Source organism: Actinacidiphila sp. bgisy145 (assembly GCF_057708125.1).
Window position 1 is genome coordinate 23569 of sequence record NZ_JBYIRL010000032.1, and the last position, 24775, is coordinate 48343.

The 24775-nt window shown below is 71.6% G+C and carries 21 protein-coding genes; 10 read left to right on the top strand and 11 right to left on the bottom strand.

Annotated elements, in window-relative coordinates; all coding sequences use genetic code 11:
* The first annotated feature begins 160 nt into the window (after positions 1–160).
* On the top strand, positions 161–1132 hold the full coding sequence (gene era, locus AC3ERT_RS26305; protein WP_435130485.1) for a GTPase Era: 972 nt from the start codon (positions 161–163) through the stop codon (positions 1130–1132).
* Positions 1133–1351: 219 nt separating this feature from the next.
* Here era and AC3ERT_RS26310 read toward each other — a convergent pair whose 3' ends face one another.
* Positions 1352–2356, bottom strand: coding sequence for an Lrp/AsnC family transcriptional regulator (locus AC3ERT_RS26310; RefSeq protein ID WP_335983353.1), 1005 nt, complete (start codon positions 2354–2356; stop codon positions 1352–1354).
* Positions 2357–2473: 117 nt separating this feature from the next.
* Between AC3ERT_RS26310 and AC3ERT_RS26315 the strand changes: the two genes are divergently transcribed.
* Positions 2474–3910, top strand: coding sequence for an MFS transporter (locus AC3ERT_RS26315; RefSeq protein WP_435177144.1), 1437 nt, complete (start codon positions 2474–2476; stop codon positions 3908–3910).
* 137 nt (positions 3911–4047) lie between these two features.
* Here AC3ERT_RS26315 and AC3ERT_RS26320 read toward each other — a convergent pair whose 3' ends face one another.
* Together AC3ERT_RS26320 and AC3ERT_RS26325 are read right to left on the bottom strand one after the other, a co-directional pair.
* Positions 4048–4311 carry a protealysin inhibitor emfourin gene (locus tag AC3ERT_RS26320; protein WP_435177146.1) on the bottom strand — a complete coding sequence of 88 codons (264 nt, stop codon included), beginning with the start codon at positions 4309–4311 and terminating at the stop codon, positions 4048–4050.
* Positions 4312–4315: 4 nt separating this feature from the next.
* A complete protein-coding gene (locus AC3ERT_RS26325; protein WP_335983359.1) occupies positions 4316–5443 on the bottom strand; it encodes a M4 family metallopeptidase in 1128 nt (375 codons plus the stop codon).
* Between the two features lie 298 nt (positions 5444–5741).
* Between AC3ERT_RS26325 and leuA the strand changes: the two genes are divergently transcribed.
* The 4 genes from leuA (at position 5742) to AC3ERT_RS26345 (ending at position 10380) form a co-directional block, all read left to right on the top strand.
* Positions 5742–7514, top strand: coding sequence for a 2-isopropylmalate synthase (leuA, locus tag AC3ERT_RS26330; RefSeq protein WP_435130495.1), 1773 nt, complete (start codon positions 5742–5744; stop codon positions 7512–7514).
* A gap of 312 nt (positions 7515–7826) precedes the next feature.
* Positions 7827–8528, top strand: coding sequence for a TerB family tellurite resistance protein (locus AC3ERT_RS26335; RefSeq protein ID WP_335983363.1), 702 nt, complete (start codon positions 7827–7829; stop codon positions 8526–8528).
* Positions 8529–8717: 189 nt separating this feature from the next.
* Positions 8718–9464 (top strand): DNA repair protein RecO, encoded by a 747-nt coding sequence (gene recO / locus AC3ERT_RS26340; RefSeq protein ID WP_335983366.1) that lies wholly within the window; start codon positions 8718–8720, stop codon positions 9462–9464.
* Between the two features lie 118 nt (positions 9465–9582).
* On the top strand, positions 9583–10380 hold the full coding sequence (locus AC3ERT_RS26345) for an isoprenyl transferase (RefSeq protein WP_335983368.1): 798 nt from the start codon (positions 9583–9585) through the stop codon (positions 10378–10380).
* A gap of 110 nt (positions 10381–10490) precedes the next feature.
* Here AC3ERT_RS26345 and AC3ERT_RS26350 read toward each other — a convergent pair whose 3' ends face one another.
* The gene (locus tag AC3ERT_RS26350) at positions 10491–11873 is read right to left on the bottom strand and encodes a glycine--tRNA ligase (RefSeq protein WP_335983372.1); all 1383 of its coding nucleotides are present in this window, start codon (positions 11871–11873) and stop codon (positions 10491–10493) included.
* A 244-nt stretch (positions 11874–12117) separates the two neighbouring features.
* Here AC3ERT_RS26350 and AC3ERT_RS26355 point away from each other — a divergent pair, with 244 nt between their 5' ends.
* Positions 12118–12528, top strand: coding sequence for a Fur family transcriptional regulator (locus tag AC3ERT_RS26355; RefSeq protein ID WP_335983376.1), 411 nt, complete (start codon positions 12118–12120; stop codon positions 12526–12528).
* A 55-nt stretch (positions 12529–12583) separates the two neighbouring features.
* Here the strand turns inward: AC3ERT_RS26355 and AC3ERT_RS26360 are convergent, their stop codons facing one another.
* Together AC3ERT_RS26360 and AC3ERT_RS26365 are read right to left on the bottom strand one after the other, a co-directional pair.
* Positions 12584–13564, bottom strand: coding sequence for a helix-turn-helix domain-containing protein (locus AC3ERT_RS26360; RefSeq protein ID WP_335983378.1), 981 nt, complete (start codon positions 13562–13564; stop codon positions 12584–12586).
* A 175-nt stretch (positions 13565–13739) separates the two neighbouring features.
* Positions 13740–15278 carry an MFS transporter gene (locus AC3ERT_RS26365; RefSeq protein ID WP_435177149.1) on the bottom strand — a complete coding sequence of 513 codons (1539 nt, stop codon included), beginning with the start codon at positions 15276–15278 and terminating at the stop codon, positions 13740–13742.
* Between the two features lie 89 nt (positions 15279–15367).
* Between AC3ERT_RS26365 and AC3ERT_RS26370 the strand changes: the two genes are divergently transcribed.
* Positions 15368–16276, top strand: coding sequence for a helix-turn-helix transcriptional regulator (locus AC3ERT_RS26370; RefSeq protein ID WP_335983380.1), 909 nt, complete (start codon positions 15368–15370; stop codon positions 16274–16276).
* Positions 16277–16282: 6 nt separating this feature from the next.
* On the opposite strand, the gene AC3ERT_RS26375 is transcribed toward AC3ERT_RS26370, so the two are convergent.
* From AC3ERT_RS26375 to AC3ERT_RS26385, 3 genes are read right to left on the bottom strand one after another with little or no spacing between them, the layout of a single operon-like run.
* Positions 16283–17389 (bottom strand): methyltransferase domain-containing protein, encoded by a 1107-nt coding sequence (locus tag AC3ERT_RS26375; protein ID WP_435177151.1) that lies wholly within the window; start codon positions 17387–17389, stop codon positions 16283–16285.
* A complete protein-coding gene (locus tag AC3ERT_RS26380) occupies positions 17386–18363 on the bottom strand; it encodes an MvdC/MvdD family ATP grasp protein (RefSeq protein WP_435177153.1) in 978 nt (325 codons plus the stop codon). The genes AC3ERT_RS26375 and AC3ERT_RS26380 overlap by 4 nt, the downstream gene beginning before the upstream one ends.
* A 4-nt stretch (positions 18364–18367) precedes the next feature.
* Positions 18368–18646, bottom strand: coding sequence for a hypothetical protein (locus AC3ERT_RS26385; RefSeq protein ID WP_435177155.1), 279 nt, complete (start codon positions 18644–18646; stop codon positions 18368–18370).
* Positions 18647–18785: 139 nt separating this feature from the next.
* On the opposite strand from AC3ERT_RS26385, the gene AC3ERT_RS26390 reads away from it, so the two are divergent.
* Positions 18786–19631, top strand: a complete 846-nt coding sequence (locus tag AC3ERT_RS26390; RefSeq protein ID WP_335983388.1) for a helix-turn-helix domain-containing protein — start codon at positions 18786–18788, stop codon at positions 19629–19631.
* Positions 19632–19644: 13 nt separating this feature from the next.
* A complete protein-coding gene (gene cyaB / locus AC3ERT_RS26395; RefSeq protein WP_435177157.1) occupies positions 19645–20202 on the top strand; it encodes a class IV adenylate cyclase in 558 nt (185 codons plus the stop codon).
* A gap of 171 nt (positions 20203–20373) precedes the next feature.
* On the opposite strand, the gene ppdK is transcribed toward cyaB, so the two are convergent.
* Both ppdK and dusB read right to left on the bottom strand, forming a co-directional pair.
* Positions 20374–23139 carry a pyruvate, phosphate dikinase gene (gene ppdK, locus AC3ERT_RS26400; protein ID WP_335983420.1) on the bottom strand — a complete coding sequence of 922 codons (2766 nt, stop codon included), beginning with the start codon at positions 23137–23139 and terminating at the stop codon, positions 20374–20376.
* Between the two features lie 362 nt (positions 23140–23501).
* Complete coding sequence (dusB, locus tag AC3ERT_RS26405; RefSeq protein ID WP_435177159.1) at positions 23502–24752, bottom strand: tRNA dihydrouridine synthase DusB; 1251 nt, start codon at positions 24750–24752, stop codon at positions 23502–23504.
* Positions 24753–24775: the final 23 nt, after the last annotated feature.

The following is a 24775-nucleotide window of genomic DNA, read 5'->3' on the forward strand; positions in this document are numbered from 1 at the left end:
CGCGGCTTGCACGAGCGTGCGACGTACGCGTTACCGGACGTGGGCGGGCGTGTTTCCGCCGCGTTTCGTGTTGCCGCCGGGTTTCGGGCGCCTCACGGTCCGTCGCACCCCCGTACGACCCGGGCGGCGCGGTCCGTACACCTCTGCGGTATCGGGGAGAATGGGGGCCATGAGCGCTCGCACCCCCTCCGCCGGAACCGCCGGTACCGCCGGAGGCACCTCGCACCGGTCCGGTTTCGCCTGCTTCGTCGGCCGCCCCAACGCCGGCAAGTCCACCCTCACGAACGCTCTGGTCGGCCAGAAGGTGGCGATCACCTCCAACCGGCCGCAGACCACGCGGCACACCGTCCGCGGGATCGTGCACCGGCCCGACGCGCAGCTCGTCCTCGTGGACACCCCGGGGCTGCACAAGCCGCGCACGCTGCTCGGCGAGCGGCTCAACGACGTGGTGCGCACCACCTGGGCCGAGGTCGACGTGATCGGTTTCTGCCTGCCCGCCGACCAGAAGCTCGGGCCCGGCGACACCTACATCGCGCGCGAGCTGGCCGGGATCAGGAAGACGCCGAAGGTCGCGATCGTCACCAAGACCGACCTCGTGGATGGCGACCAGCTCGCCCGCCAGCTCATCGCCGTCGACAAGCTCGGCCGGGACCTCGGGCTGGAGTGGGCGGAGATCGTGCCGGTCTCCGCCGTCGGCGACCAGCAGGTCGGGCTCCTCGCCGACCTCCTCGTCCCGCTCCTTCCGGAGGGCCCGCAGCTCTACGCCGAGGGCGACCTCACCGACGAGCCCGAGCAGGTGATGGTGGCCGAGCTGATCCGCGAAGCGGCGCTCGAAGGGGTTCGGGACGAGCTCCCGCACTCCATCGCCGTGGTCGTCGAGGAGATGACGCCCCGCGAAGGGCGGCCCGCCGACCGGCCGCTGCTCGACATCCACGCGAACCTCTACATCGAGCGGCCCAGCCAGAAGGGGATCATCATCGGGCCCAAGGGTGCGCGGCTGAAGGAGGTCGGGACGAAGTCCCGGCGCCAGATCGAGGGGCTGCTCGGGACGGCGGTGTTCCTCGACCTCCACGTGAAGGTGGCGAAGGACTGGCAGCGCGACCCCAAGCAGCTCCGCAAGCTCGGGTTCTGAAGGGTGCCCTGACCCCCCGGGGTGCCCCCTCCTCCGAGCTACGGGACCTTGCGGTCCGCTGTGGCTTGTCGCGCAGTTCCCCGCGCCCCTGGATATGCCCGGGTTCCTCCGGGGCAAGCCGGTGCGAGCCGCAGTTACCCAGGGGCGCGGGGAAGTGCGCGACCAGCCGGCCACCGGCCTGAGGCGGGGACGAGACAGGGACCGTCACGGCGCGGGAGGTCACGCCGGATAAGGGCCGGCCCCCTTGAGGAGACGGTGGATCGGCGCGGTCTCGGTCCGGCGCAAGCCGGGCAACGCGGCGACGGGCCCCGTCAGATAGCGGTAGAGCGCCTCGGGGTCCTTGCAGCTGATCGACGCGTAGACGTTCGTGGTCCCGGTGGTCGCGGCGGCGAACGCCACCTCGGTGTGCCCGGCGAGCGCGGCGCCGACCTCCGCGAGCCGGGCGGGCTCGACCTCCAGCCAGAGGCCGGCGCGCAGTTCGGAGCGGAGCAGCCCGGCACCGAGGTCGAGGTCGTAGTAGAGAGCGCCGCAGGCGCGCAGTTCCGACAGCCGGCGCCGTACGGTGCTGAGCGACCACCCGGTGGCGGCGGCCAGTTCGGCGGCGGGCGTGCGGCCGTCGCGGGCGAGCGCGTCGAGCAGCAGGTGGTCGCCGGGGGCGAGCGGCACGGGCGCGGCGTCGGGCGGCGGGCCGGCGGGCGCGTCGTCCGGGGCGAGCGCGGCGGCCTCCTGCGGGGTGAGCGCGCTGCTGCGGCTGACCGGGCTGAGGTCACGCCCGAAGAAGATGTGCAGCAGCGCGTGCGCGGCCACGTGCACCACCTGCGGGGTGCGCGGCAGCTTCTGGAGCAGCAGCGTGTCGTCGTGGCCGGGCACGGCCGAGTGCGTCACGCAACTGATCTCGGTGCCGCCGGAGATGAGGTTGACCCAGCGGGTGCCGGCGTGCCGGGCCAGCGCCGCGCCGATCGAGGCGGCCGCGTCGGGCGTGCAGCGCACCCGCACCATCCAGGGCGTCAGCCCGGTCCGGAACGGGTCGGTCAGGCCGAGCACCCGGATCGTACGGTCGCCGCGCAGCCGGCCGTAGCGACGCGCCACGGTCTGGTCGGAGACGCCGAGCACCTGCGCGATCCGGCTGAAGGACGCGCGCCCGTCGATCTGGAGGGCGTGCAGCAGCCGCCGGTCGAGCAGGTCGAGTCCGGCCAGCGGGGCCCAGACGGCGTCGGATTCCACCACCACAGGCTACGTTCTGTCGGAATACGCCGCGACCACGGGTGTGGCTGGAGACGCGAACGGGTGTGCCCGAGGGTGGGGTGGTCCTTCCCGCGACACCGGAACGGAGTCCCACCCATGCGCAAGTGGCTGCCACTTGTGGCGATCTGCCTGGGCGCCTTCATCCTGCTGGTCGACGTCACCATCGTGAACGTCGCCCTGCCGAGCATGGCGTCCGACCTCCACGCGTCCTTCACCTCCCTCCAGTGGGTGATGGACATGTACGCCCTCGCGCTGGCCGCGCTGCTGCTCGCCGCGGGTTCGCTCGCCGACCTGTTCGGGCACCGGCGGCTGTACGTCATCGGGTTGGGCGTCTTCGCGCTCTCCTCGCTGGCGGCCGCGCTCTCGCCCGACGCGACGACGCTGATCACCGCGCGGGCGGTGCAGGGCGTCGGCGGGGCCGCGATGTTCGCCACCTCCGCGGCGCTGGTCGCCGCGTCCTACCAGGGCCGCGACCGCGGCACCGCGTTCGGGGTGTGGGGCGCGGTCAACGGCGCCGCGGCCGCACTCGGCCCGGTGCTCGGCGGGCTGCTCACCGAGGGGCTGGGCTGGCAGGCGATCTTCCTGGTCAACCTGCCGATCGCGGTGGTCGCCATCGCGCTGACCCTGCGGGTGCTGCCGGTCGGGCGGCGCGGCACCGGCCGGCTGGACCTGCCCGGCGCGCTCACCTTCACGGTGGCCGCGGCCGCGCTGACGTACGCGCTGATCCGCGGCGGGGAGGACGGCTGGACCGACACGCTGACCGTCGCCTCCTTCGTACTCGCCGCTGTCGCCGTGGTCGCGTTCGTGGTGGTCGAACTGCGGTCCGCGCACCCCATGCTGGACCTGTCCCTGCTGCGCCGACCCACCTTCTCGGGGCTGCTCGGCAGCGCGGTGCTCTTCCAGGCGGGCTCCTTCGGCGCGCTGGTCTACGTCTCCCTCTGGCTCCAGAACGTGCTCGGCCTCAGCCCGATCCGCGGGGGCCTGGCGCTGATGCCGCTGGCGGTGGCCTCGTTCGTGGTCGCCGCGGCTGCCGGGCGGCACGCGCACCGCTTCTCGCCCGCGGTGCCGGTGGGCGTCGGCATGGTGCTCATCGGCATCGGGGCGGGTGTGCTCTGGCAGTCCGTGTCCGCGGGCTCGCACGCCTCCGCCCTCTTCGCGGGGCTCGCCGTCATCGGTGCCGGGGTCGGGCTGGCCACGCCCGTGCTGGTCTCGACCGCGGTCGACGCGGTGCCCGCGCACCGGTCGGGGATGGCCGGCGGCGCCGTCAACACCTTCCGGCAGCTCGGGATGAGCCTGGGGATCGCGTTGTTCGGGTCGATGTTCACGGCCCGCGTGCGGGAGGTCACCTCCCACCGCGGCACGGTGCGGGCGGCGTACGCCGCGGGGTTGGACCGGATCTTCCTGGCGAGTGCGCTGGCCGCGCTGGCGGGAGCGGGGTTGGTCTTCCTCACGGTGCGCCGCTCCCGGGTGGGCGAGACCCCCCAGGGTGCCCCGTCCCCGGATGCCCGGGACCTTGCCGTTCGGGGTGGCTGACCGCGCGGTTCCCCGCTTCCGGGTGGGCGGGACCCTCCGGGGTGCCCCGTCCCCCGGTGCCCGGGATCTTGCTGTTGGGGGTGGCTGGTCGCGCAGTTCCTCGCGCCCCTGCTTGGGCGCCCTTGTGTGCGGCGGGGTTAGGCGCCCTCGTTCAGGACGGTGGTGATGAGGTCGCGTTGGGCGGGGGTGAGGGCGGGGTCGGCGCAGTGGAGGGTGCGGTCGTCGATGGTGAGGACGTAGGTGAAGCCGTCGGGGACCGGGGGGCTGGGGGCGCGGGGGGTGGCGAGGGCCGCGCGGGCGAGGGCTTCGAGCCGGGGGGCGCCGGGGTGGCCGGCGGTGTCGAGGGTGGCCCGCCGGGGGATGCCGGCGAACCCTCCGGAGCGGACCACCTCGATACGCACGAAGTCACGCCTCCTGGGTCTGCTCACCGGGCTGCTGACGCGGCAGTTCGGCGGTGCCGGAGCCCGAGCCGCTGCCGGCGTCGGTGACGCCGACGGTGGACCACGCGGAGCGGACCGCCTGGTACTGGGCACCTTCACCGTAGCGCGCCTTCGCCGCCGCGGCGGTGGCCGCGGCGAACGCCGCGAAGTCGGTGTCGGCGGCGAGCGAGCCGCCGGTGAGGGTGTCGTACCAGATCTGCCCGGCCTGCTCCCAGGCGTGGCCGCCGAGCGCGGCGGCGACGAGGTAGAAGGCGTGGTTGGGGATGCCGGAGTTGATGTGCACCCCGCCGTTGTCGTCCGAGCCGGAGACGTATCCGGCCATGGTGCCCGGCTGCGGGTCCTTGCCCAGGCGCGGGTCGTCGTAGGCGGTGCCGGGGGCCTTCATGGAGCGCAGGGCGACGCCGTGCACGCCGGGGGCGAGCAGCCCGGAGCCGATCAGCCAGTCGGCCTGGTCGGCGGTCTGCCCGAGGGTGAACTGCTTGATCAGGCTGCCGAAGACGTCGGACACCGATTCGTTGAGGGCGCCGGACTGGCCCTGGTAGTCGAGGTTGGCGGTGTACTGGGTGACGCCGTGGGTCAGTTCGTGCCCGATCACGTCGACGGGGATGGTGAAGTCGAGGAAGACCTTGCCGTCGCCGTCGCCGAAGACCATCTGCTCGCCGTTCCAGAAGGCGTTGTTGTAGCCCTTCAGGTAGTGCACGCTGGCGGTCAGCGGCAGTCCGCGGCCGTCGATGGAGTGCCGGCCGTACGCCTTGAGGTAGGTCTCGAAGGTGTCGCCGAGCCCGTCGTACGCGCGGTTGACGCTGGCGTCCTTGGACGGCTGGGCGCCCTCGGCGCGGACCTCGGTGCCGGGCAGGTCGTCCTTGTGGCCGGCGTCGTGGATGGTGCGCTTCGGCTGGTCGGAGGGTGCGGACGGGGCGGCGGCGGTGCGGGCGGCCCCGGCCGGGCCGAGCGCGGCGTTGAGCCGGCGCCGGGTGCGCTCCCGGGCGTCGTGCTCCAGCGTGTGGCGCGCGGGGCCGGACAGGTCGGCGTCGTCGGACCTGGCGAGGCGGTCCAGGATGTGCGGCGGCACGATCGTGCAGAAAACTCCCATGGACGAACTGTGACAGTCACCGCACGTGCTGTCACTCGATTCCCGTCCACACCACGGGAAGGGGGGATTCGGCCGGACCGCGGTGGACGGCCGATCGTCTTGCATGGTGAGAGGAAGTACGCATCGGGTGCGTGTTCCGTCCGCGCGTGGGCTACTGTCGATGCCATGCGTTTCGGGCTGCTTCTCCTTAGCTGCCGCGGCGAGGGCCTGTAGTCGTAGGCCGACCCCCTCCCCGCGGAGTTTCGGCGTTTCCAAGCCGTCGGCCGCCCCGAGCGGAGCCCCGAGGAGAGCCACCCCGATGAACAGCCAGCCCAGCCGGAACCGTGTCGGCCGCCCCACGCCCATCACCGCCGCGACCGTCGCCCAGCGCGCCACGTCGATGCCGATCCACAAGTACGGGCGGTACGAGCAGGTCGACATCCCCGACCGCACCTGGCCGGACGCCCGCGTCACCAAGGCTCCCCGGTGGCTGTCCACCGACCTGCGCGACGGCAACCAGGCGCTGATCGACCCGATGTCGCCGGCCCGCAAGCGGGAGATGTTCGACCTGCTGGTGCGCATGGGCTACAAGGAGATCGAGGTGGGCTTCCCCGCCTCCGGCCAGACCGACTTCGACTTCGTGCGCTCCATCATCGAGCAGGACGCGATCCCGGACGACGTGACGATCTCCGTGCTGACCCAGTCCCGCGAGGAGCTGATCGAGCGGACCGTCCAGTCGCTGGTCGGCGCCCGCCGGGCCACCGTCCACCTGTACAACGCGACCGCGCCGGTCTTCCGGCGGGTGGTCTTCCGCGGCAGCCGCGACCAGGTACGGCAGATCGCGGTGGACGGCACCCGCCTGGTGGTGGAGTACGCCGACAAGATCCTCGGCGACGACACCGTCTTCGGCTACCAGTACAGCCCGGAGATCTTCACCGACACCGAGCTGGACTTCGCGCTGGAGGTCTGCGAGGGCGTGATGGACGTCTGGCAGCCCGAGGAGGGCCGCGAGATCATCCTCAACCTGCCCGCCACGGTGGAGCGTTCCACCCCCTCCACGCACGCCGACCGCTTCGAGTGGATGTCGCGCAACCTGTCCCGGCGGGAGTACGTGTGCCTGTCGGTGCACCCGCACAACGACCGCGGCACCGCGGTGGCCGCCGCCGAACTGGCGCTGATGGCCGGCGCGGACCGCATCGAGGGCTGCCTGTTCGGGCAGGGCGAGCGGACCGGCAACGTGGACCTGGTCACGCTGGGCATGAACCTCTTCAGCCAGGGCATCGACCCGCAGATCGACTTCTCGCAGATCGACGAGATCCGCCGCACTGCCGAGTACTGCAACCAGATGGAGATCCACCCGCGCCACCCCTACGCGGGCGACCTGGTCTACACGTCCTTCTCCGGCTCCCACCAGGACGCCATCAAGAAGGGCTTCGAGGCGATGGAGGCCGACGCCGCCGCCCAGGGCAGGAGCATCGACGAGATCGAGTGGGCGGTGCCCTACCTGCCGATCGACCCCAAGGACGTCGGCCGCTCCTACGAGGCCGTCATCCGGGTCAACTCGCAGTCCGGCAAGGGCGGTATCGCCTACGTGCTGAAGAACGACCACAAGCTGGACCTGCCGCGCCGGATGCAGATCGAGTTCTCGAAGATCATCCAGAACAAGACCGACACCGAGGGCGGCGAGGTCACCCCGGCGCAGATCTGGGCGATCTTCCAGGACGAGTACCTGCCCACCCCGGACAACGCGTGGGGCCGGATCACGCTGCACTCCGCCCAGACCTCCAGCTCCAGCGACGGTGCCGACGAACTGACCGTCGGCGCCGAGGTGGACGGCGAGGCGACCACCCTCACCGGCCGCGGCAACGGCCCGATCTCGGCCTTCTTCGACGCCCTGGCCGGCGTCGGCGTGGACGCCCGGCTGCTGGACTACTCCGAGCACACCCTCAGCGAGGGCGCGTCCGCGCAGGCCGCGTCCTACATCGAGTGCGCCATCGACGGCCGGGTGATGTGGGGCATCGGCATCGACGCCAACACCACCCGCGCCTCGCTGAAGGCCGTCGTCTCGGCCGTCAACCGCGCAGGGCGGTAACGGGACTGCCCGTTCGGCCCGTCGACGCCCGGCCGCCCGTCAACGCGGGTCGGACCTTCCCCCCGGTGAGTGATTCGCGCCCCGGGGGGAGGTCTGCCGGGCGCCGGCCATCCGCTGCGGCAGGTCCCGAAAACGGGCGCGGCGGGCTGCCCGGGAGGGCCGAAAAGCCCCCGGCCGACAGCAACTGACCCCGCACGCGGTACTGACGGCGTAGCCAACTGTGGCTAACATCACGCTCGACGGCACCGTGGCCGCTGCGCACGTTGGCGCCGTTGCGGATGCGTACCGGGACGAGGACGGCCGGAGGGTGCGATGAAACTGGGGCCTATCTGGAGTGTGCGCACATCCTGGCACACCGAGGACGACGGCGAGTTCTACTGCCCCGAGTGCGGCGGCGACCGCGCATACCACCGCAGAACCGGCACCCGCAGGCTGACGGTCTTCAACGTCCCCCTGTTCGCGCGGGGTTCGGCCGGCAGCGTGATCGAGTGCACCGCGTGCCACCGCCAGTACGGCTCCGAGGTGCTGGCCTTCCCGACCACCACCCGCTTCTCCGCGATGCTGCGGGACGCGGTGCACACCATCGCGCTCGCCGTGCTCACCGCGGGCGGCGCCGACGCGAAGCCGACCCGGGAGGCCGCGGTCGGCGCGGTGCGGGCGGCGGGCTTCAGCGACTGCACCGAGGACCAGCTGCTCGGGCTGCTGGCCGCGATCGTCGCCGACGAGGGCCGCTTCCGCCGCTCCGACGAACTCGGCCCGGACTCCTTCGCCGAGGCCGTCGACGGCTGCGGCAGCTGGCTGTCGATCGAGCTGCACGAGGCGCTGGAGCCGCTCACCGACCACCTCGCGCCCCAGGGCCGCGAGCGGGTGCTGCTCGAAGGCGCGCACATCGCGCTCGCCGACGGCCCCTACCGGCCGGCCGAACGCGACGTGCTGGAGGCGATCGGCCGCTGCCTGTCGATCAACACCTCCGACATCGACCGCCTGCTGCGGGCCGCCGCGACAGCGGCCTGACCGGCCCCGGCCAGGGGGCCGCCTCCCGGACCGGCCTCCCCGCCCGGGCCCGGACCGCCGGCGTGCGCGTACGGGGCGTACGGCGGTGGTCCGCGGTCCGGATACGGCGGCGGCCTGGCGCGGCCCGCTGCGGCACGGCACGGCGAACCGTTTCCCCGGGCCGGACCCCGGTAGGCGAGAATGGTCCGCATGAGTCTGTTCCGCGACGACGGCATCGTGCTGCGCACCCAGAAGCTGGGCGAGGCGGACCGGATCATCACCCTGCTGACCCGCAGGAACGGCCGGGTGCGCGCGGTGGCCCGCGGGGTGCGCCGCACCAAGTCGAAGTTCGGCGCCCGGCTGGAGCCGTTCAGCCACGTGGACGTGCAGTTCTTCACCCGGGGCGGCGAACTCGTCGGCCGCGGGCTGCCGTTGTGCACGCAGGGCGAGACCATCGCCCCGTACGGCGGCGCCATCGTCACCGACTACGAGCGCTACACCGCGGGCACCGCCATGCTGGAGACCGCCGAGCGCTTCACCGACCACGAGGGCGAGCCCGCGGTGCAGCAGTACCTGCTGCTGGTCGGCGCGCTGCGCACGCTCGCCGCGGGCGCCCACGAACCGCGGCTGGTGCTGGACGCCTTCCTGCTGCGCTCGCTCGCGGTCAACGGCTACGCCCCGAGCTTCGACGACTGCGCGCGGTGCGGGATGGCCGGGCCGAACCGGTTCTTTTCGGTCGGCTCGGGAGGAGTCGTCTGCGGCGAGTGCCGGGTGCCCGGAAGCGTCGTACCCTCACGGGAGGCACTGGAACTGCTCGGCGCGCTGCTGGGCGGCGACTGGGAGACCGCGGACGCCTGTGAGCCGCGCCACTGCCGCGAGGGCAGCGGGCTGGTGGCGGCCTACCTCCAGTGGCACCTGGAGCGCGGGCTGCGGTCGCTGCGCTTCGTGGAGAAGTGAGGCGGCCGCGGCTCACGCCGTACCCCGCCGCACCGCAGCGCACCGCACCGCCTGATCGCCGCACCGCACCGCATGATCGACGAACGACCTGCCACGACCTGTCGGGAGACGTACCACCATGGCACGACGCGGGATTCTCACCCGTCACCGGAAGACCTACAGCGCGCCCGAGCCGCACCCCTCCGGCGAGCGCCCGCCGAAGATCCCGGGCGAGCTGGTCCCCAAGCACGTCGCCGTGGTGATGGACGGGAACGGCCGCTGGGCGACGGAGCGGGGCCTGCCGCGGACCGAGGGCCACAAGGTCGGTGAGGGCGTCGTCCTCGACGTGCTCAAGGGCTGCCTGGAGATCGGCGTCAAGAACCTGTCGCTGTACGCCTTCTCCACCGAGAACTGGAAGCGCTCGCCGGAGGAGGTGCGCTTCCTGATGAACTTCAACCGCGACGTCATCCGGCGCCGCCGCGACGAGATGGACGAGCTGGGCATCCGCATCCGCTGGGTCGGGCGGATGCCGAAGATGTGGAAGTCCGTGGTGCAGGAGCTCCAAGTAGCGCAGGAGCAGACGGTCGGCAACACCGCGATGACGCTCTACTTCTGCCTGAACTACGGGGGCCGCGCCGAGATCGCCGACGCCGCGCAGGCGCTGGCCCGCGACGTGGCCGCCGGCCGGCTGGACCCGGGGCGGGTCAACGAGAAGACCTTCGCGAAGTACCTGTACTACCCCGACATGCCCGACGTGGACCTCTTCCTGCGGCCCAGCGGCGAGCAGCGCACCTCCAACTACCTGCTGTGGCAGAGCTCTTACGCGGAGATGGTCTTCCAGGACGTCCTGTGGCCGGACTTCGACCGCCGCGACCTGTGGCGCGCCTGCCTGGAGTACGCCCGGCGCGACCGCCGCTTCGGCTCCGCCCAGGCGTAGGCACACGCCGGCGCCCGAAGACAGACGCGAAAGGGGCGCTGGAACCGGCGATCCGGTTCCCGCGCCCCTTTCCGCGCGAGGACTCGCGTCAGAGTCGTGTCGGAGTCGCGTCAGCAGCCCAGCAGGCGGGAGCCGAGGTAGGACTCGACCTGGTCGAGGGAGACGCGCTCCTGCTTCATCGTGTCGCGCTCGCGCACCGTGACGGCGTTGTCATCGAGGGTGTCGAAGTCCACGGTGACGCAGAAGGGCGTGCCGATCTCGTCCTGGCGGCGGTAGCGGCGGCCGATCGCGCCCGCGTCGTCGAACTCGATGTTCCAGTTCTTGCGGAGCGCGGTCGCCAGGCCCTTGGCCTTCGGGGACAGCTGCGGGTTGCGGGACAGCGGCAGTACCGCGACCTTGACCGGCGCCAGCCGCGGGTCGAGCCGCATGACGGTCCGCTTCTCCATGACGCCCTTGGCGTTGGGCGCCTCGTCCTCGTTGTACGCGTCGAGCATGAACGCGAGCATGGCGCGGTTCACGCCCGCCGCCGGCTCGATCACGTACGGGTACCAGCGCTCGCCGGCCTCCTGGTCGAAGTACGACAGGTCCTGGCCGGACGCCTTCGCGTGCGCCGACAGGTCGTAGTCCGTGCGGTTCGCGACGCCCTCCAGCTCGCTGAACTCCTGGCCGCCGAACTGGAAGCGGTACTCGATGTCAGCGGTGCGCTTGGAGTAGTGGGAGAGCTTCTCCTTCGGGTGCTCGTACCACCGGATGTTCTCCTCGCGGATGCCGAGGCCGGTGTACCAGTTCCAGCGCTCCTGCATCCAGTACTCGTGCCACTTCTCGTCCTCGCCCGGCTTGACGAAGAACTCCATCTCCATCTGCTCGAACTCGCGGGTGCGGAAGATGAAGTTGCCGGGCGTGATCTCGTTGCGGAACGACTTGCCCATCTGCGCGATGCCGAACGGCGGCTTGCGGCGGGCGGTGGTCTGCACCTGGGCGAAGTTCACGAAGATGCCCTGCGCGGTCTCCGGCCGCAGGTACGCCACCGAGCCGGCGTCCTGCGTCGGGCCGAGGTGGGTCTGGAGCATGCCGGAGAACTGCTTGGGCTCGGTGAAGGCGCCCTTGGTGCCGCAGTGCGGGCAGTTGATGTCGGCGAGGCCGTTCGCGGGTAGCCTGCCGTGCTTCGCCTCGTACGCCTCCTCCAGGTGGTCGGCGCGGAAGCGCTTGTGGCAGGAGGTGCACTCGGTGAGCGGGTCGGAGAAGGTGGCCACGTGGCCGGAGGCGACCCAGACCTCGGGGGAGAGGATCACCGACGAGTCGAGTCCCACCACGTCGTCACGCGAAATCACCATGGCGCGCCACCACTGGCGCTTGATGTTCTCCTTGAGCTCGACGCCCAGCGGTCCGTAGTCCCAGGCGGCCTTGGAACCGCCGTAGATCTCACTGCTCGGGAAAACGAAGCCACGGCGCTTGCTCAGGCTGACGATGGTGTCGATCTTGTCGGCGGCCACGGTGCTCTCTTCAGTGCGACGGGGGGTTCGGTCGCTCCAGATTACCGGCGGGTGCGGGGCCCATATCAAATCCGTTCCGGCGCGCGGGCCGCCGAGGGCCTCCGCTTCGGCGCCGAGCGCGCAATACTTGACAACGGTTTCCACTTGTCCGGGCCGTGGCGGTCCGGCCGGGGCTGGCACAATGGGCCGCCGGGCCCGGGTCCGGGGACGGCGACCTCGGGACGACCTGAGAAGGAGGCAACCCGTGGACAGCACCAAGCAGCCGGTGCGCGGCCGCTCCACCCGACAGCGCGCCGCGGTCGCGGCGGCCCTCGACGAGGTCGACGAGTTCCGCAGCGCCCAGGACCTGCACGACCTGCTGAAGCACCGCGGCGACTCGGTGGGCCTGACCACGGTCTACCGCACCCTCCAGTCGCTGGCCGACGCCGGCGAGGTGGACGTGCTGCGCACCGGCGACGGCGAGTCCGTCTACCGCCGCTGCTCCGGCGGCGGCCACCACCACCATCTGGTCTGCCGCGGCTGCGGCCGGGCCGTCGAGGTCGAGGGCCCCGCGGTCGAGAAGTGGGCGGAGTCCATCGCGACCACCCACGGGTTCGTGGACGTCTCCCACACCATGGAGATCATCGGGACCTGCGCCGACTGCGCGAGCAGCTAGCCGCTGACCGCTGACTGCTGACCGCGAGCCGCTGACCGTTGGCCGCCGGACGGCCTTAGAGCCAGCTGCGCCGGGCCGCCTCCATGCCGAGCTGGAAGCGGGTCCGCGCGCCCGCGTGCTGCATCAGGTCGTGGATGTGCCGCTGCACCGTGCGGATGCTCCACCCGAAGGTGCGGGCGATCACCTCGTCGGTGGCGCCGCTGGCCAGCAGCCCGAGCAGCTGCCGGTCGCGCGGGTCCATCGTCTCCTGGACACCGTTCGGCCCCGACCGGTTCAGCGGCACCGCGCGGGCCCACACGGACTCGAAGAGGGCCGCCGCCATGTCCAGCAGCGAGGACGGGTGGATGAGGTAGGCGATGCCGTTGTGGTAGTCGTCGGCGGAGCTCATGATCGCCAGGGCGTCGTCGCACATCACCAGCTTCACCGGCAGCGACGTGCCGACCTTGGCGCGTTCGCCGCGCCGGATGCCCTCCCAGATGTTCTCCAGCCGCCCGGGCAGCGCCACCGACTCCTGGTCGTAGACCACGCGGTAGCCGATGGTGCCCGCCTCCAGGAACCGCCGCTCCTCCAGGTTGGGGCCCTCGTCGCCGTGCTCGCCCGCGGCGACGAAGTACGGCGGCTTGTCGAACGCCCGGATCTCGCGCTGCGCGCGGCGCTGCACCCGTACGAAGGTGCGCCAGATCTGCGGCGCGCCCGTGACCACCTCGATCCGGGCGTCGAGCCGGCGTGCGGACTTCTCGGCGTGGAACGCCTCGTCCAGCTTGTTCAGGTGCTGCTGGAGCAGCCGGAGTTCGTGCTCGCGTTTGGCGATCAGCACCGAGCCGGCCAGCGACGGCTCCACCGCCGAGTAGCGGGCCGGGCGGCCGGGTGTGCGCGTCACCAGACCGCGGTCGATCAGGCTGGACAGCGCGCGCGTCGTCGTGGACGTGGTGACGTTGACCCGGCTCGACAGCACGTCGGCGGTGGAGTTGCCGCGCGAGATCAGTGCCTCGTAGACCCGCGCCTCCGTCTCCGGTATGCCGACCGTTTCCCACATGAGCACTCCCTGTCGTGTATACGACACGCGTCGTGTACCCGCAGCCATCCGGTCATGGTCATGGCTGACACAACTGCGCCACGGTCTCATACCGCAGGGCTCACCGGGGAGCGCCCACGAAGGGGGTGCCGGGGCGACTGCCCCGGCACCCCCTCGCTGTTTCGCTCCGGCCCGCTCAGACCACCTTGCGGGGCAGGCGCAGGCTCAGCGCGACCGTTGCCGCCACGGCCACGAGCTGGGCGAGGAGGGTCCACACCAGGGCGTCCTGGATACCGACCGACGACGTCGACAGGCTCAGGAAGAGCGTGCCGAGGGTGGCGACGCCCAGCGCCAGGGCGGACTGCTGGGTGGTGGCCATCGCACCGCTGCCGACGCCCGCCTGGGCCGCGGGCACCTCGCTCAGCACGATCCGCAGGACCACCGGCAGCACGAAGCCCTGCCCGAAGCCGGCCACCGCCATGCCCGGCGCGAGCGCCCACACGCCCAGGTGCGGCCAGCCCCAGAAGAACGTGCCGGCCAGGACCAGCAGGCCCGCCGCCTGGATCAGCGACCCGCCGGTCACCGTCAGCCGCCCCCAGCGCGCCACCGCGCGCGGCCCGAGCAGGGAGGCGGCGAAGAACGCCGCACACAGCGGGGCCAGCGCCGCGCCCGCCTGGAGCGCGCTGAACTCCAGCCCGTCCTGCATCGCCACCGCCAGCACGAACATGAAGCCGCCGAAGCCCAGGCAGAACGGCACGATCAGCAGCAGTCCGCTGCGCACGCTGTGGATACGCACCAGCGACGGCGGCAGCAGCGGGTTGCCGCCGGTGCGCTCCCCGCGCACCTCCACCGCCACGAACGCGGCCCCGGCGAACGGCGACAGCGCCAGCAGCACCCACGCCCACACCGGCCAGCCGGCCGCGCGGCCCTCGGTGAGGGGCAGCAGCAGCGCGACCAGCGTCAGGGCCAGCAGCCCGGTGCCGGCCCGGTCGATCCGCGCCGGGTGCTGCGACTTCGTCTCCGGCACCGCACGCAGCGCCAGGACGAACGCGACCGCGGCGACCGGCACGTTCACCAGGAAGATCGACCGCCAGCCGCTGCCGGCGATGTCCGCGGAGACCAGGACGCCGCCCAGCACCTGCCCGACCACGCTGGCGATGCCCGCGGTCGCGCCGTAGTAGCTCAGCGCCTTGCCGCGGCTGCTGCCGGAGGTCGCGGACTGGATGGTGGCCAGGGCCTGCGGCAGCAGCAGCGCGGACGCCGCGCCCTGCGCGACCCGCGCGCCGACCAGCGTCCACGCGTCGGGGGCGACCCCGCAGGCCAGCGAGGTGAGGGCGAACAGCGCCAGCCCCCACAGGAAGAGGTTGCGGCGGCCGAACATGTCGCCGAGCCGGCCGCCGAGTACGAGCAGCACCGCGTACGCGACGCCGTAGCCGGAGACCACCATCTCCAGCACCGCGGAACCGGCGTGCAGGTCGTGGTCGATGGTGGGCAGGGCGACGTTGACGATGAAGAAGTCGACCATCGGCAGGGCGGCGCCGAGCAGGACGGTCAGCAGGCCCAGGGTGCTCAGGCCGGGAGTGGTCGGGCCGGGGGTGGTCGGGGCCGGGGTGGTCGGGTTCGGGGCGGGGGTGGTGCCCTTGCCCCTTCCGGTGCCGAGGTGAGTGACCCGGGGCAGCACCTGGGCCCGGGACACGAGGGTGGGTTCCATGCGATCGGTCACGTGTTCCACCATGGACCGCTGCTCAGGGGGGTACCAGACAGCGTTTATCCAGGTATACGGACCACCTGGCAATGGGCTGGGGAGTGCGGCACGCTGGAGGCATGACATCCAGCGGGCCCGGCATCCGGGATCGTACGGCTCCCGGCGGCGCGGCGGGCGAGAGCCGGCGGCGCGAACTCGCGTCCTTCCTGCGCAGCCGGCGCGAGCGGATCTCCCCGGAGCAGGTCGGGCTGCCCCCGGGCCGCCGGCGCCGTACGCCCGGGCTGCGCCGCGAGGAGGTCGCGCAGCTCGCCGCGGTGGGGGTCACCTGGTACACGTGGCTGGAGCAGGCCCGGGAGATCCAGGTCTCCGGGCAGGTCGCCGACGCGATCGCCCGGGCGCTGATGCTGGACCGGATCGAGCGGCGCCACCTGTTCACGCTCGCCGGGGCCGCCGACCCGCACCCGGACCTGGACTGCCCGGGCATGTCGACGACCGTCCGCGCCATGATCGACCAGCTCGAACCGCTGCCCGCGGTCGTCCTCAACAGCCGCTACGACATCATCGCCTACAACCGCACCTACGGGCGCCTGGTCACCGACCTCGACGCGATGCCGCCCGAGGACCGCAACCTGATGTGGCTGGCCTTCACCGACCCGCAGTGGCGCGAGCGGATGCTCGACCGGGAGGAGAACATCCGGCTGATGGCCGCGAAGTTCCGCGCCTCCATGGCCGAGCACCTCGCCGACCCCGCCTGGAAGGCCCTGCTCAGGCGCCTCCAGCAGGGCTCGCCCGAGTTCTGCGCGATGTGGGAGCGGCACGAGGTCCTCGTCCAGCCCGACAGCCACGTCAAGCGCTACCTCAACCCCGACGTCGGCCTGCTCGCCTTCGACTTCACCCACCTCTGGCTCGGCCCCCAGCAGGGCCCCCGCCTCACCACCTACGCCCCCGCCGACCCCACCACCCGCGAACGCCTCCACCGCCTCCACCACCTCACCCTCCCCCCAACCCCCCACCCCCTCCCGGCCTGACCCACCTCAGTCCGCCGCCCCGGCGCCCGACGGCACGCGGCACCCGGGCTCGTCGAGCCAGTGGAACTGGCGGTGCGGGCTGATCGTGGTGCCGAAGCGATCACGCGACGGGTTCCCATGGGACTGGAACCATGTGTGGGCAAGTTCCAGAACGTCCCACAGCTTCCGGGGACCCGCCTGCCGGACCGTGCCGCCCTCCACGTGCGCCAGCGAACCATCGGGGGTCCAGACGCGGTACCCCACGGCGCTGCCGTCATGGTCGAGTTCGGTGGCGTCGCTGAACTCGCCCAGCGCGAGAGACCCCACGAAGCGGAACATCTCCCCGCGGAGCAGGGCGATGTCGGTCCCGGCGGTCCGCGCCGTGAAGGGCCCGGCGTCGTGAGGGTAGGGGACCCTGCCGACCGCACCGGCTGCCCGCGCTTTCATGAAGTACGAGCCACCCGGGAGGAAACGGCCTTCCAGTACACCGTTCCCGCTCATGACCAGCCTGGCGGTGCCCCGCCCCAGCGGGCAGACCACCACCCCGCCTCGGCGTACCCCCTTCGCCAGGGCATAGGGAAAGGTGTCGAAGCCGCAGGTGACGATCAGCCGGTCCAGCGGGAAATCGTCGGGAAAGCCGTCCCGGGCGTCTCCGGCCACCACTCGGGGTGTGTAACCGCACGCGCGAAGTCGTGCCTCGGCGATGCGCGCGAGCGTCGCGTCGACTTCGATCGTGATGAGGTTCCTGTCGCCGACCCGGTGGCAGATCAGGCCGCTGTTATAGCCCGTGCCGGTTGCGCCTTCGCCGACCTTGTCACCGTCTTCGACGTCGAGCGCCTCCAGCATGTCGAGCATGAGGCTCGGCTGGCTGGAAGACGATGTCGAGTGGCCGTCGGTGACCTGTGTCGTCAGGGCGTTGTCGCCGTAGACGGCGTCGAAGTATCCCGGAGACTCCGCGGTCACCGGCTCCCACGCACCGTTCGCCTGTCGGTAGAAGACCGGCACGTAGAGGTGGCGGGGGGTCTCCTCGACTGCCTTGCGCCAGCCGGTGGAGCGTAGGACGCCGTCGTTGGTGAGCTGCCGTGCCAGCGCCAGACGCAAGGCCGTCGTGGCTTCGTTGTCGGGACGGCTCACGTGATCACTCCTGTCAACAGGGAGGCGTGCGCCTCCGCGATGGGGAGACCGGTGGCAGCGGCGATGAACTGCCACTGGCCGGCTGGGTTGCACTCGTAGAAGACCCACCGGCCGTCCGGCAGAACGGCGAAGTCGAAGGCTCCGTAGTTCAAGCGGTAGCCGGCCATGAAACGTCGGACGCCCTCGGCGACATCGTCGGGGATCGGGACCTGCTCGTATTCCAGCGCGTCGTAGTCACTGCGCCAGTCGTCCCTGGCCGCATCGCTTCCGGCGTGGATGGCGACGGGGAACATCTGCTGCCCGACGACGGTCAGCCGTACCTCGTATTTCTTCGGAACCCACTCCTGGAGGTAGTGCGCGGTCAGCTCAAAGGACTCGTCCAGGTCCGAGACGTCGATGCGGCGGGTCGGAATCATCGTGGGCGGGGAGTCCGGCAGTTGCAGCGACGCCGCGGCTACCGGCTTCGACGCCAGCGGTCCGCCGATGGTCCGCCCCCAGCGTCGGGCAGCGGCCAGGTCGTTGCCGATGAACGATCGGGGTACTTGCAGGCCGGCTGTCGTGGCGGTAACGAGCTGCCCGGGCTTGTGTGCGCTGGCCCGGTACACATCCGGATGGTGCATCCACGCGGCGGGCAGCGAGGCAAGGATCTGCACCATGCCCACCAATGCCTGGGAGACGGCCCATTCCCGGTAGACCTCGGCGACATCCGGAGAGACGGCCGGGAGCCCAGGCCGCCTGTAGTAGACGGCCCGGACCCCCTCCAGCCGCACCGTTTGCTCGCGCCGTGCCAGCGTGCCGGTCCAACCGTGCGCCACGTCCCGATGTTCGGCCGCCAGGGTGACGGCCACGGGGAACTCGCTCAGGTCGAAACGCAGGACCGGCACATGGCGTTCGTTGAGCGCCTGGACCACGAGGTCAGCGGTCGGGTCGAGTTGTTCTGCGATGACCAGCACATGCCCGCGCGACGCTGTCATGGCCCTACGCGAGCTTCGTCAGTCGGTGGGCCGACGGGAAGTGCCCGGGCTCCGGCTCGGGGAAAGCGTACGGGTCGGCGTCCTCGTCGGGCGGAGTGCCGGGCGAGGTGTCGTTGTTGGTCGCCGTGGACGAGGCCGCGAGCGGTTCACCGGCCCACAGGCTGCCGCCTGCCGTGATGTTCACCTGACGTGTCTCGTCGTAGGTGAACGCCGACGGATCGATGGTCACCACAAACGTGGGCACCGGCACCTTTGCGCCGAACGGTACGAGAGTTGCGGTCATGCCGAGCAGCCTCCTTGTGTAGAGCGAAAAACGAGCGCGTGTGAACAGGGTCCGTGACCGTGCGTGCCGATTCGACACCCGCACGGTAATCTCACCGTGGGATGGTTTCTCATCCCGCCCTGGACGGTGCGGAGTTGAGATGGGCACAGCAGCAGGCCCGCGGTTGGCGATGCCGGAGTGGGCCTGGCAGCGGGCCGAGATGAGAGAGGCCCTGCGGAATCGGGACATCGGTGCTGTGTTCCGCCATGTGCAGCGCTGCTCCGGCGTCAGCCAGGCCCGTATCGCCGGCGCCGTCGACATGACACAGAGCCGGGTGAACGAGATCATCAACGGTCGTCGCGAGATCTCGCGCCTTGATGTGTACGAGCGCGTGGCTGACGGCCTCGGTATGCCCGACGACGCGCGCCGACTGCTCGGCCTGGCTCCTGGCCGACAGGCTCGCTCAAAAGGCGTCGCTTTCGACCTCGCCGCTTTCCCCGAGGTCGTGCGGGTCTACGCGGCTCAGGCGGCTGCGGCCGAGGAGATCCGGCAGCATGCGGCGACCGCGGCGGAGATCGACGTACTCGCGGTGCGCGGGCTCGGCCTGCTCGCTTTGAACGACTCTCTGCTGAGGCCCGGGTTGACCCGCACAAAGCCGCCCCGGGTACGCGTGCTGCTGCTGGACCCGAGAGCCCCTGCCGTCGCCACGCGCGCAGCGGAGATCGGCGAGTCGGCAGAGTCACTGGCCGGTGGCATCCAGTTGGCCGAGGCTCGGCTGCGCGAGCTGGCCGCAGGCAGTCAACTCGCCGTCTACCGCTACCGAGTCCTGCCCACCTGGCGGATCATCCGCCTCGACACCACCATGTACCTCTCGGCGTTCACCGCGGGTTGGGAAGGGCATGAGTCCGCCGTGTACAAGGTGATGCACACGCCGTCGGGGCCGCTGTTCGGGGGGTTTCGGAGGATGCTGGACGCGCTTGTCGCCGAGGCCGAGCGCGTTGTCTGAGGGAGGAGGGCAGTTGATAGAGGCCGAGTTGAAAGCGCGCGTGCGCGACCCCGAGCGGGTGCTCGCCGGACTGGAATCCCGTGCGGCCGGCCGCGCCGAGGTCTACCGCGACACGTACTACGACACCCCCGGCCGGGAGCTGACCGGCGAGGACCGTGAGCTGCGGGTGCGCACCGTGCGCGGGCCGGAGGCCACCCGCACGGTTCTCACGTACAAGGGTGCCCGGGTGGACGAGGCGTCCGGCTCCAAGCCCGAGGCGGAGACCGCCGTCGAGGATGCCGCCGCTGTGCACGAGATCGTGCGCGGCCTCGGGTACACGCCCGTGATCGAGTTCGAGAAGCACTGCCGGAACTACGGCTTCACATCCCGCGGACGCCGGATGCTCGCCACCCTCGTACGGGTGCCCGAGGTCGGCGGGCAGCACTGGATCGAGTTGGAGACGGTCGTGCCGGACGACGAACTCGCCGCGGCGCTCGCCGACGTACGGGAGGTGCTCGCGGACCTGGGGATCGAGGACGGTGATCTGACCACCGAGCAGTACACCGACGCCGTCGCCGCGGCACGGGCATGACGGGTGCCTGGCCCGGCGGCCGGGGGGACTTCGGCAAGGGGGCGGGGGCGGCCGCTTCCGCACGAAGGGGCCGCCCCCGGTGGGGCGGGTCGGGGGATGCCGGTGGTGAGGGTTGGGCGGCCCCGGTGGGGGCCGCCGCCGGCGGGCCGACCCGGCCCCGGTTTCAGGTGGTCAACTCAGCCCCGCCCGCCCGGCTTCGAGGCGGGCGACGGGGATGCGGAAGGGTGAGCAGGAGACGTAGTCCAGGCCCACCCGGTGGAAGAAGTGCACCGACTCCGGGTCGCCGCCGTGCTCGCCGCACACCCCGAGCTTCAGGCCGGGGCGTACCGCGCGCCCCGCCTCCGCGGCCGAGCGGACCAGGGACCCGACCCCGTCGGCGTCGATCGTCTCGAACGGGGACACCCCGAAGATGCCCTTCTCCAGGTAGGCGGTGAAGAACGACGCCTCCACGTCGTCCCGGGAGAAGCCCCACACCGTCTGGGTGAGGTCATTGGTGCCGAAGGAGAAGAACTCGGCCGCCTCCGCGATCTGCCCGGCGGTCAGCGCGGCCCGCGGCAGCTCGATCATGGTGCCGATCGACAGCCTCAGCTCGGTGCCGCTGGCCGCCTCGACCTCGGCGATCACCGCGTCGGCCTCGTCGCGGACGAGTTCCAGCTCCTGCACGGTGCCCACCAGCGGGATCATGATCTCCGGGCGCGGGTCGCCCTTCACCGAGCGCCGGTACGCCGCCGCCTCGGCGATCGCCCGCACCTGCATCGCGAACAGCCCGGGGATGACCAGGCCGAGCCGCACCCCGCGCAGCCCCAGCATCGGGTTCTGCTCGTGCAGCTTGTGCACCGCCTGGAGCAGCCGCAGGTCGTTCTCGTTGGCGTCCTTGCGGGCCTCGGCGAGCGCGACCCGCACCGACAACTCCGTGATGTCCGGCAGGAACTCGTGCAGCGGCGGGTCCAACAGCCGTACGGTGACCGGCAGTCCGTCCATCGCCTCGAAGAGCTCCACGAAGTCGGCCTTCTGCAACGGCAGCAGCGCGCCCAGCGCCTCCTCCCGTTCGGCGTCGGTGTCGGCGAGCACCAGCCGCTCCACCAACTCCCGCCGCTCGCCCAGGAACATGTGCTCGGTGCGGCACAGCCCGATGCCCTGCGCGCCGAACCGCCGGGCCCGCGCGGCGTCCTCGGCGTTGTCGGCGTTGGCCCGCACCCGCAGCCGCCGCACCCGGTCGGCGTACGCCATCACCCGGTGCACCGCCTGCACCAGTTCGTCGGCCTCCTCCGCACCGGCGTGCATCCGGCCCTCGAAGTACTCGACCACCGGAGAGGGCACCACCGGCACCTCCCCGACGTAGACCTTCCCCGAGGACCCGTCGATCGAGATGAGGTCGCCCTCCTCTATCACCACACCGCCCGGCGCGGTCAGCCGGCGCCGCTTGGTGTCGACCTCCAGCTCCTCCGCCCCGCACACGCAGGTCTTGCCCATCCCGCGGGCCACCACGGCCGCGTGCGAGGTCTTTCCGCCGCGCGAGGTGAGGATGCCCTCGGCGGCGATCATGCCGTTCAGGTCGTCCGGGTTGGTCTCGCGCCGGATCAGGATGACCCGTTCACCCGAGCGCGACCACTTCACGGCGGTGTACGAGTCGAAGACCGCCTTGCCGACCGCCGCGCCCGGCGAGGCGGCGATGCCCCAGCCGATCCGCCGGTAGCGGGAGTCCCCGGCGGTCGCGGCGTCCTCGAACCGGGGGAACATCAACTGGGCGAGCTGCGCGCCGTTGACCCGTTGCAGCGCCTCGGCCTCGTCGATCAGCCCCTGGTCGACCAGTTGCGTGGCGATCCGGAACGCGGCGGCCGCGGTCCGCTTGCCGACCCGGGTCTGGAGCATCCACAGCTGGCCGCGCTCGATGGTGAACTCGATGTCGCACAGGTCCCGGTAGTGCGTCTCCAGCGTCTCCATGATCTTCATCAGCTGGTCGTACGACGCCTTGTCGATCGCCTCCAGGTCGGCGAGCGGCACCGTGTTGCGGATGCCGGCCACCACGTCCTCGCCCTGGGCGTTCTGGAGGTAGTCGCCGTAGACGCCCTGCTGGCCGCTGGCCGGGTCGCGGGTGAAGGCCACCCCGGTGCCGGAGTCGGGGCCGAGGTTGCCGAAGACCATCGAGCAGACGTTGACCGCGGTGCCCAGGTCGCCGGGGATGCGCTCCTGGCGGCGGTAGAGCTTGGCCCGCTCGGTGTTCCAGGAGTCGAAGACGGCCCGGATCGCCAGGTCCATCTGCTCGCGCGGCTGCTGCGGGAACTCCCGCCCGGCGTGCGCCTCGACGATCGCCTTGAACTCCTCGACCAGCCGCCGCAGGTCGGCCGCATCCAGCCCGAGGTCGCTGTCGGCGCCCTTGGCCCGCTTCGCCTCCTCCAGCGCCTCCTCGAAGAGGTCGCCGTCCACCCCGAGCACGGTCTTGCCGAACATCTGCACCAGGCGCCGGTAGGAGTCCCAGGCGAACCGCTCGTCGCCGCCGGCCTGCGCGGCCAGCCCCGCCACGGACGCGTCGGACAGCCCGATGTTCAGGACGGTGTCCATCATCCCCGGCATGGAGAACTTCGCCCCGGAACGCACCGACACCAGCAGCGGGTTGTCGTGCTGGCCGAGGGTGCGGCCCATCCGCTGCTCCAGCGCGTCGAGGTGCGCACTCACCTCGTCGCGGAGCGCGGCCGGTTCCGCACCGGACTCCAGGTAGACCTTGCACGCCTCGGTGGTGATGGTGAAGCCCGGCGGGACCGGGAGGCCGAGGTTGGTCATCTCGGCGAGGTTCGCACCCTTCCCGCCGAGCAGATCCTTGAGGTCCTTGTTGCCCTCAGTGAAGTCGTAGACGTACTTGCGCTTCTTCTCGCGTGTCGACACGGGTCCGTTGACTCCTCGCGTCCTGGTTGCCCTGACGGCGGGGAGCGTACCCATCTCGAAGGTGCCCAAGGCCGTCCATCATCACGACACACGGGTGTAACCGCTCGTCTGCCGTCTAATCCAAAGCACGCGGCTACCGGTCGGGTCGGGGCGGTGCGTTCACGAGTCGAACGGACGACCCCGAAGCGCGAGGTGCGACGGCCGATACGGGTACGCACGGTGACGGCTACGCGGGCGGGGTGTACACAACCGAATGGCACTGAGTGCCAAGCATTCGAGAAGTAGCGCGCTCTGATGTGCGCTCATTTGAGCGAATGGCATATCAGACGTGGCGCGAATCACGTGATCCGCCGTCCCCGCGTCTCATCTGTCGGACGTACGAAAGGTACGTATCGCCGGGCCTTGCGCTGCCCGGTTCAGCCGCCCGAGGTGTCCGACTCCGCGTCCTCCGTCAGCGCCGCGCACTCGTACGGGTCGTTCAGCCAGCCGTCCGGCAGGACGACCCGCTTGCCCGCGGCGGTACGGCCCCGCGGCCCGTCGGCGTGCGCCGGCCACGGCTGCGTCTGGTCCAGCGAGCCGAGCAGGTCGGACAGTTCGGCCAGCGACGACGCGGTGGCCAGCGCGCGGCGGACGTCGGAGCCGACCGAGAACCCCTTGGTGTACCAGGGGACGTGCTTGCGGAAGTCGACCACTCCGCGCGTCTCGTCGCCCAGCCACCGCCCGAGGAGGTCGGCGTGCCGCAGCATCACCGCTGCGACCGCGGCGAAGTCGGGGCGGGCGGCGGCCTGGTCGCCGCCCTCGCCCGTACGACCGGGGCCCAGTGCGGCGACCAGGTCGCCGAACAGCCACGGCCGACCCAGGCAGCCGCGGCCGACCACCACCCCGTCGCAGCCGGTCTCGCGCATCATCCGCGCCGCGTCCTCGGCGCACCAGATGTCGCCGTTGCCCAGCACGGGGATCTCCGGGACGTGCTCCTTGAGCCGGGCGATGGCGTCCCAGTCGGCGGTGCCGCCGTAGTGCTGGGCGGCGGTGCGGCCGTGCAGCGCGACCGCGGTCACGCCCTCCTCGACGGCGATCCGGCCGGCGTCGAGGTAGGTCAGGTGGTCGTCGTCGATGCCCTTGCGCATCTTGATGGTGACCGGCAGGTCGCCCGCGCTGCCGACCGCCTCCCGCAGGATCGACCGCAGCAGGTTGCGCTTGAAGGGCAGGGCCGAGCCGCCGCCCTTGCGGGTGACCTTCGGCACCGGGCAGCCGAAGTTGAGGTCGATGTGGTCGGCGAGGTCCTCGTCCACGATCATCCGCACCGCCTTGCCGACGGTCACCGGGTCCACGCCGTACAGCTGGATCGACCGGGGGGTCTCGGCGGCGTCGAAGTGGACGAGCTGCATCGTCTTCTCGTTGCGCTCGACCAGGGCGCGGGTGGTGATCATCTCGCTGACGAAGAGCCCCTGGCCGCCGGAGAACTCGCGGCACAGGGTGCGGAACGGCGCGTTGGTGATCCCGGCCATGGGGGCGAGCACGACCGGGGGCCACACGGTGTGCGGGCCGATCTGGAGGGCACCCGGGGCGGGTGCGGCCTTCGGCTGGGGTGCGCCGGTCGGCTCGAGTGCGGCCTTCGGCCGGGGTGCGCCGGTCGCGGGCGGGGCCAGGGTGGCGTCAGCGGTCATGCGGCCATTGTCCCGTACCGGGG